This window comes from Nitrincola lacisaponensis (assembly GCF_000691225.1).
Lineage (GTDB): Bacteria > Pseudomonadota > Gammaproteobacteria > Pseudomonadales > Balneatricaceae > Nitrincola > Nitrincola lacisaponensis.
Genome location: NZ_JMSZ01000007.1, coordinates 1 through 15,701, shown reverse-complemented (window position 1 = coordinate 15,701; position 15,701 = coordinate 1). Strand labels below are relative to the sequence as shown.

Sequence of the window (15,701 nt, the reverse complement as noted above, 5' to 3'; positions counted from 1 at the left end):
AACAATCAATTCTCCACCGAGACCGGTACTGCATAACCATGTGTTTTGAGTAGTGCGTGACGCTGGGCCGTTTTCAAATCTTCAGAAACCATTTCTTTGCACATTTCCTGAATGGTGATTTCTGGCACCCAACCTAGTTTTTCCTTAGCTTTTAACGGGTCACCCAGCAAGGTTTCTACCTCTGCAGGTCTGAAGTAACGTGGATCGACCCGTACGACAACATCTCCCACCTTCAGTGCAGGCGCCTTGTTTCCTTCAATTGCTGCAATCACAGCCACCTCATTCACTCCCTGACCTTCAAAGCGTAGGATGATACCAAGCTCTTTGGCAGACCATTCAATGAACTGGCGCACAGAATACTGAACGCCCGTGGCGATAACAAAATCCTCTGGCTCTTCCTGCTGCAGCATCATCCATTGCATGCGAACATAATCTTTAGCATGCCCCCAATCACGCAATGCATCCATATTGCCCATATACAAGCACTGTTCCAACCCTTGAGCAATGTTGGCCAAACCTCGGGTAATTTTACGAGTCACAAACGTTTCACCACGGCGCGGGGATTCGTGGTTAAACAAAATACCGTTGCAAGCATACATACCATAGGCTTCACGGTAATTAACCGTGATCCAGTATGCATAAAGCTTGGCTACAGCATAGGGTGAGCGCGGATAAAAGGGGGTAGTCTCTTTCTGCGGGATTTCTTGCACCAGACCATATAACTCAGACGTGGAGGCCTGATAAAACTTCGTTTTCTTTTCTAAACCTAGCAGACGAATAGCTTCAAGAAGACGCAATGTGCCCATCGCATCAACATCAGCGGTATATTCCGGTGACTCAAAGGATACGGCAACATGAGACTGAGCACCCAAGTTATACACTTCATCCGGCTGCACTTCCTGGAGAATACGTGTGAGGTTAGAGGAATCCGTCAAATCACCGTAGTGCAAAATAAAATTCTGGTTATCAACATGTGGATCTTGGTATATATGATCCACTCGCTGGGTATTAAAAGAAGAAGCTCTACGCTTAATACCGTGAACTTGGTAGCCTTTTTCAAGAAGAAACTCTGCAAGATAAGACCCATCCTGCCCCGTCACACCAGTGATTAATGCTTTTTTAATCATCAAAAAACTCTTTTTTATTCAAAATAAATTTTTAATTATTAGCGAGTACTTCGTATAAATTTATATACTCTTGAAAGCGGTCCCACTTATTAAAATTACTTACTGCATGCTTTCTAGATTCGCTAATCAAAGACTCTTCATCTAAATCATATAATGATCGAACTGCATCAATTGCATCGTTTGCTGTAGGGTTACAAACCAAACCATAGCGAAAATCAACTGTCTCTGGGCTTCCGCCCGTTGGAAAAGTCACAATCGGCAATCCGCACGCGATAGCTTCAATATTAGTCGTAGGAAAAGTATCCTCAAGTGTAGGGTTAACGAACACATCGGCACACGAATAAATACTAACAAGTTCATCAACACTATTAGTCTGATCAATAAAAATAACATTTTCAGAAAAATTATTTTTGTAGTGACTAGGCATTCTACCAACCAAAACCAGAACTTCATCGTCAAATAAAAAATGAGACATTTCGGAAAATATAGAGACCCCCTTCTTTATACTCCAGATACTAGCAACCCCTAAAATAATTCTTTTATCACCATCTAGCCCAATACTACTATAATCGACCCTTTCCTTTCTCTTAAAAATATCAAGATCAATTCCATTGTTAATTACATGAGAATTGTAAATATTTAGGAATGATTTATCGAAATGTTTTTTAAGCCACTTAGAAGGCACTACCACCTCACAGCTAAAAAGACCTGTAAAGCTGTTTTTTTTCTTTTTAAAATTAATGCGAGATCTATCAAGATAGGCCTTAGGGTACTCTCTAGACTGGGGACACCTATAACATTCAGTCATCCATTTATAACATGCTGAATATTCAAAATGCGCACAGTGGCCAGTAAAAGACCAACAATCATGAAGAGTCCAAACCAATGGTATTTTTCGACTTTTCAAATAATCAAAAAAAATCTCATAATTAAGATAGTAACCGTGAACATTATGAAGGTGAATCACATCAGGATTCAATTCATCAAGCCATTCAATTAATCGCCTTGTAGCACAGATAGATAAAAGACCATGAGCGTCAAAAAATCTAGTGGCGACAACATGAGATATAAACTCAAAATTTGATGCAAACTTTATAATTGAATTATCCTGATTCTGAGCTCCACGCCCATAATAAATATAGGCATCATAACCAGAAGCATTAATAGTTTTATGAAGATCAGTTACTACACGACCAGCACCACCACGATCAACAACTGTATTTATCAACGCAACTTTCACGATAATTATTTACACCTCAGAACCACTTTACCATTAAAAACCTTCAAGCAAAAACAACTAAACGAAACAGCAAATAAAATTTTCAAATAAAAGCCAAGATGAAAAAATCACAAACCAAATAACTTATTTAACTCAGAAACTTTAACGCTAGAACAAATCTTCCTAATAAAAAACACATCTTTCGGAAATTCAGATTCCAAGTCAGAAATAGTAAGAACTTTTGGAAAATCAGGTCCTGACTTCCAATCAACATACCTCAAAGACATTCTATTATCATCATAGTTAAAAAAATCATATACGCTATCAAGCATACAATTATTATAAATTATTGTTTGAACAAATACTTCATCAGCACAAAAGCTATTTTTATAAAAATCCAGCAATTTTTTATTGTCAACTTCATCAACTATCAGACTGGATGTGGATTTCCTGATAGTAAACCAATTAGATCCCTTACAAAACCTCTTATAAGGAGTAGCTTTATTTTTAAATAAACCTAAAGAAAACATAAAAAAAGTAATCCGCCTTAGGCAAGAATATATTTTTGACTTATCTCTGTTAAAGAAATAAAAAGGGTAGCAATATTGAACACGGTCTATTGGGTTATATAGATCACCATCACTGCGACAAAACCCAACAAAATCAAATAAATTATTACTTTTTAGAAAACAATTAAAAGCTTCCTGACTACGTATAAAGACATCTTCACCAGACATCAATGAAACGTAGTCATAATCCATATGATCTATATATTTCAACAAGTTATAAGTAACCTGAATTTGAGAAAAACCACCCCACTTAACAACAGTCGGATTTTCATAGTAGTGTATATTTTTAGATATCACAAGATCCGAAGGAAGCAAATGACTTTTCTTATCAATATGCACTATTACATGGCAATTTTCAAATTTAGAAAATTTTTCTAAATTATAAATCAATGCCGGAGTCTTTTTATGACATACTATTAGAAATATCAGACGCATATTTTTTTTAATGTCTCATCAATGTAGCTAAAACCAACTTTTTTAAGTCCATTTATAGTTTCTTTATAGTTAGAGTAGTCCACATCCGCAGTTAAATCATAAGACTCATAATCTTCCATGAAAATCATTCTATCTCTAAAATCAAGCTGTTCTAAAAGATAGGTAATTCTATCATCATCCTTATTCGTTTCTTTATATGTTAACGTCCAAAAATTCTTTTTAAATATAGTAGAAAATATTGTACCGTGATATGAAGTAGTTATCACAAGGCTTGCATGCTTAACAAGATTTATAAAATCAATCGGAGAAGTCTCACCATGCACAACAAAGCCGCGAAACTTACAAAAATTATAAAGATATGATTTATAATCAATCATTACAACTTTTTTATTTAGTTTTTTTGAAATTTTCTGGATAATACTATAGGTTTTTTTTGAAAAAGGGACCCCATAAAAAAATATATAATCCCCATATTTATTTTCATAATCAGCTTCATTAGACAAATCATGCCATATATTAAATTCAGCTAAAATGGTTGGATCAGGCACTATTTCAATATCTGTATCGCAAATATCTCTTAACCATAAACTACCATTTTCTTCTCTAACAGAAATTGCATCAAATTTATTTAGAAGCTCTTTATAAATAAAACAATTTTTACTATTAAGTAGATTCTGCCCACCTAAGCTAGCTGCATAAGATATCACTGGAGCTTTGTGACTAAAATCACCCATATAAAAATAAGTGTAATCAAAACAATTCACATTCCAAATCTGATCGCTACCACAAACAATAAGATCATATACATCATGAAAATCTTTTGAATTTGATATGTTTTTTTTTGATAATTTCAAATACTTTAACTTAAAATTTTCAAACTGCTCGAATCTTTGCTGGAATTTTTTATAAAACAAAAATGAAATTATATTTTTTATTACACCTTTATAATTACTTACCTTAGGATAAATAGAGTACATATCTCTTTGCGCTTCACTTGAATAATCCACAAACTCCACATCAAACTTATAATTTTCTCGGAAAACATTTTGCAACGCATATGATTGCAACATTGAGCCAATATTATGTGATGCGTGATAGGTTATTATCCCAACTTTCATATAAATTACCTAACCCTTTTAAGCTTAAACTGCAGAGCAATAATGAAAATTAAATATAAAAAAATCGAATAGTAAACAAGCCTAGTAACACTCCTTAAGTTATACTGAGTTGCCAAAACAACAAACAAAATGAATAAACATGTCACTACCATATATCCAACAAGACTTTTCTTATGGAAGAATCTCAAAACAAACATCCATATCATTCCTGAAAAAATATAATATAAAATTAAATAATGATAGCCAGATAACAACAAAATAGATATTGCTGGAAAAGGTGCATGCTCATTAATTTTTTGACTACTTGTAAGATATTGCACATCAATATACATTGAGGGAACAGGCGTTATAGAATATATAAAACTTAATCCATCTCCCACATGATTTTCTACAACATATGTCGCAGCTATGACAGAATAACTGAAAATATAATTTAAAGAATACATGAATAATTCATAATTAAAATCCAGCATAACCAGACTATATAGATTAGGAAAAACTCCTTGTTGAATATTATCTCTAAATGAAACTGAAGCCAACAATGATAATAATGAGACAAGAGCCACTACAACAAGCCCCAACACAGAGTAATTATTATTTCTATAAATTAGGCCGAAGTAATAAAATACAGGCACCACCATAGAATATCTACTAGATAAGCCCAGTACATATATATATAGTATTAAAAAAAGAAAGAAACCTAATTTTTTTTTCTTAGTTAACGCAAGAGTAACGGCTACTACCGGAAGCAAAACCACCTGCAGCAATCTAAAAACTGCACTTCCAGATTCATTATCTATAACATAACCATCTCTATAATAAATATGAGACACGCCCATCCCCATATGCATCACCACTATAAACATCATGAAAAATAAAATTACGATGTATACATTCAGCACCCGAGGCTTAGAAAAATAGTTGTACAATATAACTTTTTCTTTATTTACAGCTAAAAATTTTACCAACAAAGCACCAACAATAAATGACAAAGAAGCAAAAACATAACCCCAAAGAACAAAGAAAAAACCTTCACTATACGTATCTCTATACAATTGAAAAGGCACATTTTTTCCAAAATCAAATACATAAACACCAAAAAATGAATACAACACAATGAATAAGTAGAAAACCGGCAGCAATAGAATTAAATCTAGAGGCTTCATGGCTTAATCATTAAAATCATTTTTGACATAATATATGCGTATTTTTTCTTAATAGTGCCTATATCATTAATTGAAATATGCTTCAAGCTATCAAAAAAAACAAGTGATTCATTAGACAGTATATTACTAAGAAATCTTCGATTAAAAATATAGCCAACCATTTGATTAAAAACCATTAGATGATACTTTTTTTTATACACACTTAAATCAATTATCTTTCCGATTTTTATCATTACATCAGAGATATCATTAAGTTTTTTAGCTGTAAATTTTCTTTGTGTCACCCCACTGGTATCTTGCATGTACACATAAAAAGATTTATCTACAATATAGTTTTCACTCGACTCACTTAATACTTGACAGCAAAAAAGTGCATCTTCACCTACTGTTATACCTGGACAAAATCTTATTTCTTTTAGTGTTCTTTTATTAAACACTTTATCCCATGGTGAATTTGATATTTTTCCTTCTAAAAACATTTCCATTGTTTTTTCATTCGAAACATCCCCACTTATCTGAAATACACAAGACTCTCGCTCATGAATCTTACCCAGAACACCTAAGTTATAATTCAAAAAAATACAGTCATACTCTTTATTCGCAACCAATTTATTTAAGTATTCTAAATAACCCGGTAAAATATAATCATCAGAATCTATAAATATAACATACTGTCCCTTAGAGTTATCAAGACCAATATTTCTTGCACATGAGACACCTTGGTTATTATTATTTATAATTTTTATATTTAAACTTTCTTCAAATTTTTTTATTTCGTTTAACGTATCATCTTCAGAACCATCATTTACCACAATAACTTCATACTCAGTAGAATTTTGCTTGAGTATGCTATTTAAACACCTCCCAATATATTTCTCTGAATTAAACGCAGGAATTATAATGCTAAACCGTATCAACTCCGCACCCCTCTTAACATGAATTTAATGGGTATAAAAAAGGCGAACGTCTTAAGCTTCCAGTGTTTTCTAACACGCTTATCTAGTAAATCATACATATAATTGGCCACTAACTGAGCAATTAAAGTTGCAATGGCTGCACCAATCAATCCATACAAAGGAATAAGAATAAAATTTAAAGATACATTTAAAATAACGCCTAGAACCGTTCTTTTAAGTGTAATTATTGCTTTATTTTCCACTATTAATATTCTACCAAATGCCACACCCAAAAAAACAAATACGCTACTCCAAACATGTATTGCCATAATTGCAGCTGAATCAGCATAAGCCAACCCGTACAATGTATTAATTATTTCTTTATTAAAAATAGTTACAGGTATTGAGATAGAAAGACCAATCCATATCAAAAGAGAGTATAATTTCTGAATACGCCCCTCTAAAATCTTTTCACTTATATTCTTTGCATTAATAATTGCAGGAAACAAAGAAACCGTAATAATTCCCGGGATAAAGTAAAAAGCCTCACTGATTTTTACTGCTGCGGCATATATACCTACCTCATACTCTCCCATCATTTCTTTAATCATAATTTGATCGATGCGCATATAGATCATTACTACAAGTGACGAAAATACTAATGGCCATGAATCTTTTATTAGACTCTTAGCAATTTTTACTTCAAAGAATTTAAAATACAAATTATTATTTTTTAATTTATAAGCAATTAAATAACTTGCAGCTAAGCTAAAAGCATCAAAAGTAGCAACTAACACAAACCAAATCAGCTCAGCTTGAGTGAGCACTAGGTACACTTTAATTATAGAAGAAAACACTAATTGTATAACTTTACAGATTGAAACAAGCTTGGCTTGAACTTGTGACTGAAAGTAAAACTCAACTACCTCGAAGCTTTGAAAAATCAAACCAGCCGCAATGATGAATATGAACAGGTTAGTGGTGGCATCGTTGGAAGTAAATGGCACAATCAGAGCCATTAAGGCCATTACGATAAAGGCACCAATAACCTTCAACCAAAAGGCAGTGCCTAGATAGGTATCACTCAACTCTGGTTGATTGACTAACTCTCGCACTATAATGCCATCCAATCCGAGTTTAGCAACACCTCCAAAAATAGCAGTAAATGCTAATACATAACTGAACAGGCCAAACTGTTCAGGACCCAGATAGCGAGCCACCCATATACCAACGAATAAACCTGCAATAATCCGCAGAATTTGCTCGGCCATCATCCATGATGTATTGCTCGCATATCGCTGAAAGCCTGGATGGTTTTTTAGAGAAAGCAGTTTACTGTGTAGTGTGGTTAGCACTTGATAGAATCCGTAGTGTGTTATTTCTGTATTGCTCTTTCAGTTTATAAATTTTGAATTTTCTGTCTTAGACGCTAATTTGAAAAAGATAATGGCTTTTAATATCTTCACAGCAATAAAACCTTACTTACTTTATTTTTTGGATATACATCGCCTCAATATTTCCCCTTCAACACCCTTCGCAGCTTTTTCTACCCATGCGCTAATCTTATTTCACTTGGCCAGTTCCTCATGGCTTTTACTAAGCTAAACATGGATGGAACATCCGCTATTAGTATCTAAACTAGCATTGATGTTGTTGCGTTTACCATCAATTTTACGGCACATATTTCTAAATGCTACGACCTGGTATTCAGAAGGCCAGCTAACCAACACCTGATGATGTGGATCTTCCACATCACCTTAGGGTAATTGACAATACGATTACCGGTATACATACCACTGGCGACAATGACTAGGTGAGACCTATGCTTTTGGCTAAGTCCGAAACTGTGTTTTCATGCTTCTCGTGGGTATCGACCGAATATATGTTAACAAAGTCCAGCAAGTGATGTATGACACTCGGGCGTTTTTGTTTCACGAATCCAATAAGGCTTGAATGGAACGATATACATCGTCTTAAGCGTACGGTCAATGGTGAATCAACAATACTTTATAATAGGTTTTACATAGGACACCTTATGCATGAATCCGCCCTCCCAATTCATACAAAAGTTCGCGGGAGCGCTCGATGCTAAAGACTTGAATCATTGATTACTTTGCGTTTTTATACGCTGCTGCGTATCAACCACTGTGTGCTAAGTTTAAAATCCTGTGGTTTGAGTTGCTGTTACACCTGCTGCAAAAGCTGTTCAATCAGGAAGGCTACTTTGATTGCCGTACACCCTTTTCTGGTTTGTTCGCCCGAAGACCGAGCGCCTACAAGGTTTCCTGAAGGATTAATCGTTGCCGAAGAGGTCTCTGGTGTAGATTTTAGCGGCGACATCTTGCAGATCTTCAGACAAGCGATTGGCAATAATCACATCGCTCATTTGTTTGAAGCTATCCAGGTCACGAATCACGCGCGAGTTGAAAAAATTATCTTCTTCAATCACTGGCTCATAAACGACTACTTCGATGCCCTTGGCTTTGATTCGCTTCATGACGCCCTGAATGGCAGAGGCACGGAAATTGTCGGAACCGGACTTCATCACCAGCCGGTATACACCCACGATTTTCGGGTTGCGCTTCAGGATAGAGTCGGCAATAAAGTCTTTTCGGGTTGTATTGGCATCAACGATGGCACGAATCAGGTTGCTCGGTACTTCATCATAGTTCGCCAGCAACTGTTTGGTGTCCTTTGGCAGGCAGTAGCCACCATAACCAAAACTGGGGTTGTTGTAGTGATTGCCGATACGGGGGTCCAGGCCTACCCCTTCAATAATCTGCCGGGTATCCAGCCCATGTGTTTCAGCATAGGTATCCAGCTCATTGAAGTAGGCCACGCGCATCGCCAGGTAGGTGTTGGCAAAGAGTTTGATGGCTTCTGCTTCGGTTGAGTCGGTAAACAGAACCGGAGAGTCCTGCTTGATGGCTCCCTGCCTGAGCAGTTGTGCAAAGGTCTCGGCGCGCTCGGAACGTTCACCCACAATGATACGGGAGGGATAGAGATTATCGTATAACGCACGACCTTCCCTGAGAAACTCGGGTGAGAATATCAGGTTAGTCGTACCAAAGCGCTGACTCGCCTCAGCGGTATAACCTACGGGTACAGTGGACTTGATTACCATCACCGCCTTGGGGTTGATGGTCATGACACTCTGAATCACCGCTTCAACGCTGCGGGTGTTGAAGTAGTTGGTTTTGGGATCATAGTCAGTCGGAGTGGCAATAATCACAAAATCAGCATTGCGGTAGGCTTCTTCGGCATCCAGCGTAGCACGGAAATTCAGCGTTTTGTGCTGCAGAAAATCTTCAATCTCGGCATCCACGATGGGTGACTGACGGTTATTGAGCAGATTGACTTTCTCTTCAATGATATCAACCGCCACCACTTCATTATGCTGTGCCAGCAGCATGGCATTGGACAATCCGACGTAACCGGTACCCGCAATCGCTATTTTCATGGTTATCTTCCCTTGATCTGTCTCGTAGTCTGTAGTGTTAAGGGGCTGCTTGTGTGGGTTATGTTTTGTGGATCTCTTCTGTCATACTGGATTTCAAGCGTGCCAGGAACTCGGCGATAAACGCAGCCATCACTCCCAACATGCCACCCAGAAGAGTGGCAAGTACCAGAATCATAATAGAGCTGGAGCCACGTGCGGCTTTATCCAGGCCTGGCTCGACAACAATACGACTGTTCTGAATCCGATCCATTTGATGTGTGACTGAGTCCAGCCCTGCCTGTAGCTGGCGCAGACTGGTTTCATGCTCACGTACCAGTTGATTAAGCTCGGCTTCCAGACGATCCACGTCTGCCTGAGCTTGCTGAACCATCAATTCACGGGAGATTTCAAATTCCCGCAACGCTTGACGCGCCTCGGCAACACGGCTTTCCTGTATGCCGATATCACTGACCAGATCGACATGGTAGCGCCGCAACTCGGCATTTTCTTCTGGCAATTTAAGGTAAAGATTATTTTCCAGTTCCCGCACACTGTTCAAGGCACTGTTGATTTGACTGTCGATCAGCAGCAGACTTTGGGAGAGTTGTGCTGTACCTGATGCTCCACTGTTAATAACACGCTGACGTGATTGACGCAGCTCGCTCAAATCAGCTTCTGCACGTTCCAGTTGTTTAAGCAAAAGACTCTCTTTGTCGGGCTGACGTGCGATCTGTTCACGCAGATTGACTTCACGCTCCTGCAGTGACTGTAATTCACGCTGGGCACTGCTCAGACTGCGTTGTAATCGTTGCACTTCAATCTGACGCAATTCGTCGTTGTTCAGCTGCTCCAGACGGGCAAGTGCTCCACTTTTGGCGACATTCAATTGTGCCAACTTTGTATCGAGTTGTGCGCGTGATTCAAGGGCCTGCAGGTCTGATTGCAGGTTTCGCAATGTCAGCTCACGCTGGTCACGGTGTGTCTGCAGCAGTTGAGAATGCGCAGACAGCAGATTTTCGAGGATTTGCTGATGCAGCTGGTGCGCTAGCTGCTGTGCAGCTGCATCTGCTTTCACCTGACTACTCAGCACCAGCATGCCGGAGTTTTCTGCCAAATCGACCTTTACGTCAGGAAAATGATCAATGGGTTTACCCGTTTCCTGACTCAGTGTTCGCAGGGCAGACGGAATACTGGCTGAGCGCACACGGGACAGTAACGAACTCTCCGGTTCAACCGTTAGCCGGTCGCCCTCTGCATTTGGGTAGCTGCCCGTTTCCACCACTGACTGAAAAACATAGTGAGAGGGCTTAAACAATACATATATGAATGCCGCTCCCACACATAACAGCCATATCAGCAGCAATACCCGTTTACGTTTGTAGATCACTTTTCCCAAATCCAGCAGGCTGATTTCATCATCCTGGCGATAGGGGTAAGGAGGATAATAGTGTGGCGGAAACTGTGCATCCGGGCGAGAGGGGTCAGTTTGACTCATGAACAACTTACTTCCAATTGTAATAAAAAATCTGAGAAACAGGCAGGCTACCGCAGGGCATGTGCATCATGCACTACCTGCGGAAACAACTGAAACGGCCTCATTGTACCCCCTGAAGGATAGGGAATGAAGCCGGAATTTATGTGCTTAAAGCTTAGTGGATTTTAGCGATGCTAGAGATGGGAATGCTCAAACGCTGTTGCGCATGCAGGATATTGAGCAGAATCATGACCCGTTCTTCGCCATCGTAGGCTTCGAACACGGCGTTCAAACCACTGAAAGGCCCTTCGGTAACCATCACCCGCTCGCCTGGTTTCAGTGCTTCTACTATTGCCTGCTGGATACAGCGCTGTTTAAGCAGATCAATCAGCTCCTGATCAACCGAGATCGGTAGACCACCGAAAGCCACCAAGCGGCTGACGCCCCGAGTGGAGCGAATCGGCTGCCAATTGTCTTCCCATTGATCCAGGTGAATGAACAGATAGCCCGGAAATAAAGGTTCGGCTATCACGCGCCGCTTGCGGTTGCGAATACGCTCAACACCGATCATGGGTAAATAGCACTCGTAGCACTGATTTTCGAGATTTTCCAATGCTCTCTGGGTTTCTCCCGGCTTGCACTGCACCAGGTACCAGGCTCGTCCTTCCACAACAGTCTCTCCAATCCTGCACTTATTCAAGGGATACTATACCTTGAATTTTAGTCGAGCCAAAGCTGCAAATTGCTTACATCAGCTATGATATGGATCGCTTAGCAGTCAAAGAAACGTAACAGAAGTCGCATGACATATCACTAATGCACCCGCTCAGTCATCGGCAGGCTGGATACCCAGCTACGGTCCGGCAAGGTGTGCGGATGAGACTGTTCGTGCTGGTGGCGCAGGATTTCGCGTCGTAACCGGCAGCTTTCCTGTATCAGGGACAACCCTACACTTGGCGGACAATCCAGGCTTTCTGCCGCATGATCGAATCGCGTCCGGTAGGTCTCCAGAATAGTGAAACAACGCTGCCAACGTCCTTGCCTAGCATAAAGGTCAGCTAAATTTTGCACGCTGACTGACAGACAAATGACCTGCACAAGGCCAGGCTGATTTTCGAGCGCCTGCTGCATAAGTGATAATGAGCGCTTGTAAAGAGACTCCGCAACAGCATTACACTCTTTCTCAAAGGCATCATTGGCTTGGCGTGTCAGGTGTTTCCAATGTTCGATAGTATCCATCTCTCAACCTCCAGGGGTTGTTATGCACTTTGTTGTAATGCCTCTATCATAGTTGCTTTTTTATTGAATGCAAATAATAATAGTTCGCATTACAACAAAGGAGTGATCCATGATCTATACACTACCACCCCTTCCCTATGGCTATGCTGATCTTGAACCACATATTGATGCTATGACGATGGAAATCCATCACACGCGCCATCATCAAACCTACATTAATGGTTTGAATGCGGCACTGGAATCAACAGACCACGCTCAAATAGCACTGGAAACCTTGCTGCGTGAATGCCATACCCTGCCCGCTAACATCAGGGATGCCGTGCGAAATCATGGCGGCGGACATGCCAATCACAGTCTTTTCTGGACGGTGATGTCACCCAATGGAGGCGGCGAACCTCTTGACGGACTGCTGACAGCGATCAAATCCAACTTCGGCAGTTATGACCAGTTCAAGCAGCGTTTTATCGATGCCGCATTAAAACGCTTTGGCAGCGGCTGGGCCTGGCTGGTGGTTAACCCCGACACCAAGCGACTGGAAGTCACCAGTACCGCCAACCAGGACAGCCCTCTGATGGACCATCTGATCCCGATTCTGGGGCTGGATGTCTGGGAGCATGCCTATTATCTGAAGTATCAGAACAAGCGACCGGAATATATCGCTGCATTTTTTAATGTGGTCAACTGGTCCGAGGTCGAAAGACGTTATCGCGAGGCGACCAGCACAGAGGATAACGCCTGAATACAGCTTTCACTCCACATAACGCTGTGCTTCAATCAGCAGATTTCGGGGTGATATCTCTCGGGAACAAAAGGTCTGCAGGCTGACCTGATAACCGGCTTCCTGTAAAAACAGGACATAGTCGAGCACCAGCCAGACCTCCAGCGGCCGACGAAATTGATGTCTCAGGAGTTCATCGCGCTGCACCTGTGCATAGCGCTGAGCTCCCTGATTCAGCCAGAAAGGCCAGTCTACCTGTGCAGGTAAAGACCCTCCGTGCTGACTGGCAGCCCAATGACAAAATTCTGGAAACCCCTGTTGCAGTTGTTTAACAGAACTGGACGGCAAGAAACGGTAATGGGTATCCCGAGACAGATGCTGACGTAATGCTTCATAGCCCAAACGCCATCTGTTTAACTCTTCTCGTTGCTCAGTGACGCGCTGCGGTGCCGTCACTGTTTCCTGTACCGCCAGACGCATTTCATTCGCACTCAGCCCCTGCAAAGCCGAGCGTTGCGTTGCATCAGCAAGAGGATGCCAATGTGCATCAGCCGTCAAGTGATAACAGCAGGGAACCACACTGATGCGCTTTTGACCTGCTTTCACTGCCTGATGGAATAAATGCCGATGCAGATCACCGCAGGCATGTAAGGCAACCAGATGCGTCGAGTCAGGCCATTGAGCTGTATTCGCCTGAAGCTGCAGTACGTCCTGGTGCTGAAGGGTCACTCGGGTTTGATGCGGACAGCGCGTCTGATGAATCAACTGCTGCCCTCGTTCAACCAACTGCGGGTTCCACTCCAATCCAGTCACTTGCTGACTACTGGCTACTGCCAAAGTGCGTGCCAGATGTCCCATACCTGAACACCAGTCAGTAATTGGTTGCGACAGGGGCTGTAAACGACTTGCCAGTAAGCCTGCCTGCACCCGTTTACGTTCGGGCATATGTGGTGCCTGGTTTTCACTGAGGACACAGTCCAATGCCTGCAGCTCACATTCATCTGCCAGAAACCCTTCCAGCAACCAGGAGCGCTGTTTCAGACCAGGTAACCAGCGTGACAACAGCTCCGTTGTTACAGTCTCATTTTTCTGTAACGCAGCACACTCTTCGGCAGACAATCCCCTTAAAGCACGATAAAGCTCTGGGTAAACATTTGCCCAATCCGGGTGAGGCGTATAAAAAGGAACAGGCTTCCAGAGCGCTTGGTGATCACTGAGCCAGGAATCCAGGGCTTGCCAACGATTTAACATCAACAGGGATTTCTCGTTTCTCTGAAGCTGAGGCAGTGGAAATTTTAGCGCTAGAATAAGTGGGTTATCGGTGACATTCAAGTGAAGAGGAATTGAGAGGTTCATATTGCATCCCTGCATAATCCCCTCTCGTCACTGGACATTCCGTGTCCAGCCGCCACTCAAGGACCCGTCAAGTGGACTTGTTATCAGACTGTTTCATCCCTGAAGCTTCGACCAATCCTTGGCCTGTCTGATGGTGTAAAGAATATCTAGGGTTTGTAGCTATCGATATAGGAGTTTTTCCTAAAACAAACCGGATCAAAACAAAAATTGACTTAGGTCAAAAAAGAACCAAGTGCATCATTGATGCTGCTTCAGATTTTCTAACGCTTCTGCCGATATCTCCGTCAGCTCAAGGATCAATTCATCACTCAATCCTTGAGACAGCATTTTTTGAGCAATTTGAGTCCGAGTACGTTCACGGCCTTGTTCAAGACCTTGCTCAAGACCTTGCTCAAGACCCTGTTCAAGACCCTGTTCAAGACCAATCTCAAGGCCTTGCTCTAAACCCTGCTGCAACCCCTGCATTTTCCACTCTTCAGTCCAGTTTTTAACACGCTCAGCCAGCATATCCTTTACCTCATGCAGATCATTTATCTCATCTAATTTTACACCGGGAAATCGATTCGGCAACAACACCCGTTTCAACCATCCCAGGAACACTTTTTTCAGCCTGGGATGCTCTGCTGACCAATCATTCAGATACCCCACCAGCTCTGCAAGTGCTGCCGGGCTCTGGCTATATTCCATATGAAAAAGTGCACTGACAAGGTTTGCCTGACTTTGCGTACCCGGTGATCCGGCAACCCACTGCCCTTCATCCAGCACAAGGTATTGCATACTGGGTATATAGCGACTCAAACCACCCCCTAGCTCCTGAATCATATCCCGAATATTTAAATTCGCATTCCAACGCTTCTCACCATTGTAAAGCACGATTGGAAACACCGGAGGTAACTGCCCGGTTGTTGTAAGCTGTTTCTGACGAATCTGTAGTGGTCAAGTAAA

Annotated in this window: 14 protein-coding genes; 1 reads left to right on the top strand and 13 read right to left on the bottom strand. The window is 41.0% G+C overall.

The features are described 5' to 3' along the window. Positions 1 to 5 precede the first annotated feature (5 nt). From gmd to ADINL_RS01010, 11 genes are all read right to left on the bottom strand, one after another. Complete coding sequence (gmd, locus tag ADINL_RS01060) at positions 6 to 1,127, bottom strand: GDP-mannose 4,6-dehydratase (RefSeq protein WP_193364954.1); 1,122 nt, start codon at positions 1,125 to 1,127, stop codon at positions 6 to 8. A 31-nt stretch (positions 1,128 to 1,158) separates the two neighbouring features. Then, positions 1,159 to 2,367: a glycosyltransferase gene (locus tag ADINL_RS16150; protein ID WP_036542815.1), complete on the bottom strand. Its 1,209-nt coding sequence runs from the start codon at positions 2,365 to 2,367 to the stop codon at positions 1,159 to 1,161. 107 nt (positions 2,368 to 2,474) lie between these two features. Continuing rightward, entirely contained in the window at positions 2,475 to 3,350 is an 876-nt protein-coding gene (locus tag ADINL_RS01050; RefSeq protein WP_036542812.1) for a beta-1,6-N-acetylglucosaminyltransferase, read from the bottom strand. Further along, positions 3,341 to 4,468: a polysaccharide pyruvyl transferase family protein gene (locus tag ADINL_RS01045; protein ID WP_036542809.1), complete on the bottom strand. Its 1,128-nt coding sequence runs from the start codon at positions 4,466 to 4,468 to the stop codon at positions 3,341 to 3,343. Before ADINL_RS01045 ends, ADINL_RS01050 begins: the two co-directional genes overlap by 10 nt. A gap of 5 nt (positions 4,469 to 4,473) precedes the next feature. After that, complete coding sequence (locus tag ADINL_RS01040) at positions 4,474 to 5,634, bottom strand: hypothetical protein (RefSeq protein ID WP_036542806.1); 1,161 nt, start codon at positions 5,632 to 5,634, stop codon at positions 4,474 to 4,476. Beyond that, the gene (locus ADINL_RS15785) at positions 5,631 to 6,551 is read right to left on the bottom strand and encodes a glycosyltransferase family 2 protein (protein WP_051632448.1); all 921 of its coding nucleotides are present in this window, start codon (positions 6,549 to 6,551) and stop codon (positions 5,631 to 5,633) included. Before ADINL_RS15785 ends, ADINL_RS01040 begins: the two co-directional genes overlap by 4 nt. After that, a complete protein-coding gene (locus ADINL_RS01030; RefSeq protein ID WP_051632447.1) occupies positions 6,548 to 7,885 on the bottom strand; it encodes a flippase in 1,338 nt (445 codons plus the stop codon). Before ADINL_RS01030 ends, ADINL_RS15785 begins: the two co-directional genes overlap by 4 nt. 938 nt (positions 7,886 to 8,823) lie before the next feature. Continuing rightward, entirely contained in the window at positions 8,824 to 9,990 is a 1,167-nt protein-coding gene (locus ADINL_RS01025; RefSeq protein ID WP_036542803.1) for a nucleotide sugar dehydrogenase, read from the bottom strand. 58 nt (positions 9,991 to 10,048) lie between these two features. Further along, on the bottom strand, positions 10,049 to 11,464 hold the full coding sequence (locus ADINL_RS01020; RefSeq protein WP_036542800.1) for a GumC domain-containing protein: 1,416 nt from the start codon (positions 11,462 to 11,464) through the stop codon (positions 10,049 to 10,051). A 154-nt stretch (positions 11,465 to 11,618) separates the two neighbouring features. After that, a complete protein-coding gene (gene rfaH, locus ADINL_RS01015) occupies positions 11,619 to 12,113 on the bottom strand; it encodes a transcription/translation regulatory transformer protein RfaH (protein ID WP_051632446.1) in 495 nt (164 codons plus the stop codon). Positions 12,114 to 12,256: 143 nt separating this feature from the next. Beyond that, positions 12,257 to 12,682 carry a hypothetical protein gene (locus tag ADINL_RS01010; protein ID WP_036542797.1) on the bottom strand — a complete coding sequence of 142 codons (426 nt, stop codon included), beginning with the start codon at positions 12,680 to 12,682 and terminating at the stop codon, positions 12,257 to 12,259. A 109-nt stretch (positions 12,683 to 12,791) separates the two neighbouring features. Here ADINL_RS01010 and ADINL_RS01005 point away from each other — a divergent pair, with 109 nt between their 5' ends. After that, complete coding sequence (locus ADINL_RS01005; protein WP_036542794.1) at positions 12,792 to 13,421, top strand: superoxide dismutase; 630 nt, start codon at positions 12,792 to 12,794, stop codon at positions 13,419 to 13,421. Between the two features lie 9 nt (positions 13,422 to 13,430). Here the strand turns inward: ADINL_RS01005 and ADINL_RS01000 are convergent, their stop codons facing one another. Both ADINL_RS01000 and ADINL_RS00995 read right to left on the bottom strand, forming a co-directional pair. Beyond that, the gene (locus tag ADINL_RS01000; RefSeq protein WP_036543150.1) at positions 13,431 to 14,651 is read right to left on the bottom strand and encodes a methyltransferase; all 1,221 of its coding nucleotides are present in this window, start codon (positions 14,649 to 14,651) and stop codon (positions 13,431 to 13,433) included. Positions 14,652 to 14,993: 342 nt separating this feature from the next. Further along, complete coding sequence (locus tag ADINL_RS00995; protein WP_084154329.1) at positions 14,994 to 15,683, bottom strand: Rpn family recombination-promoting nuclease/putative transposase; 690 nt, start codon at positions 15,681 to 15,683, stop codon at positions 14,994 to 14,996. Positions 15,684 to 15,701: the final 18 nt, after the last annotated feature.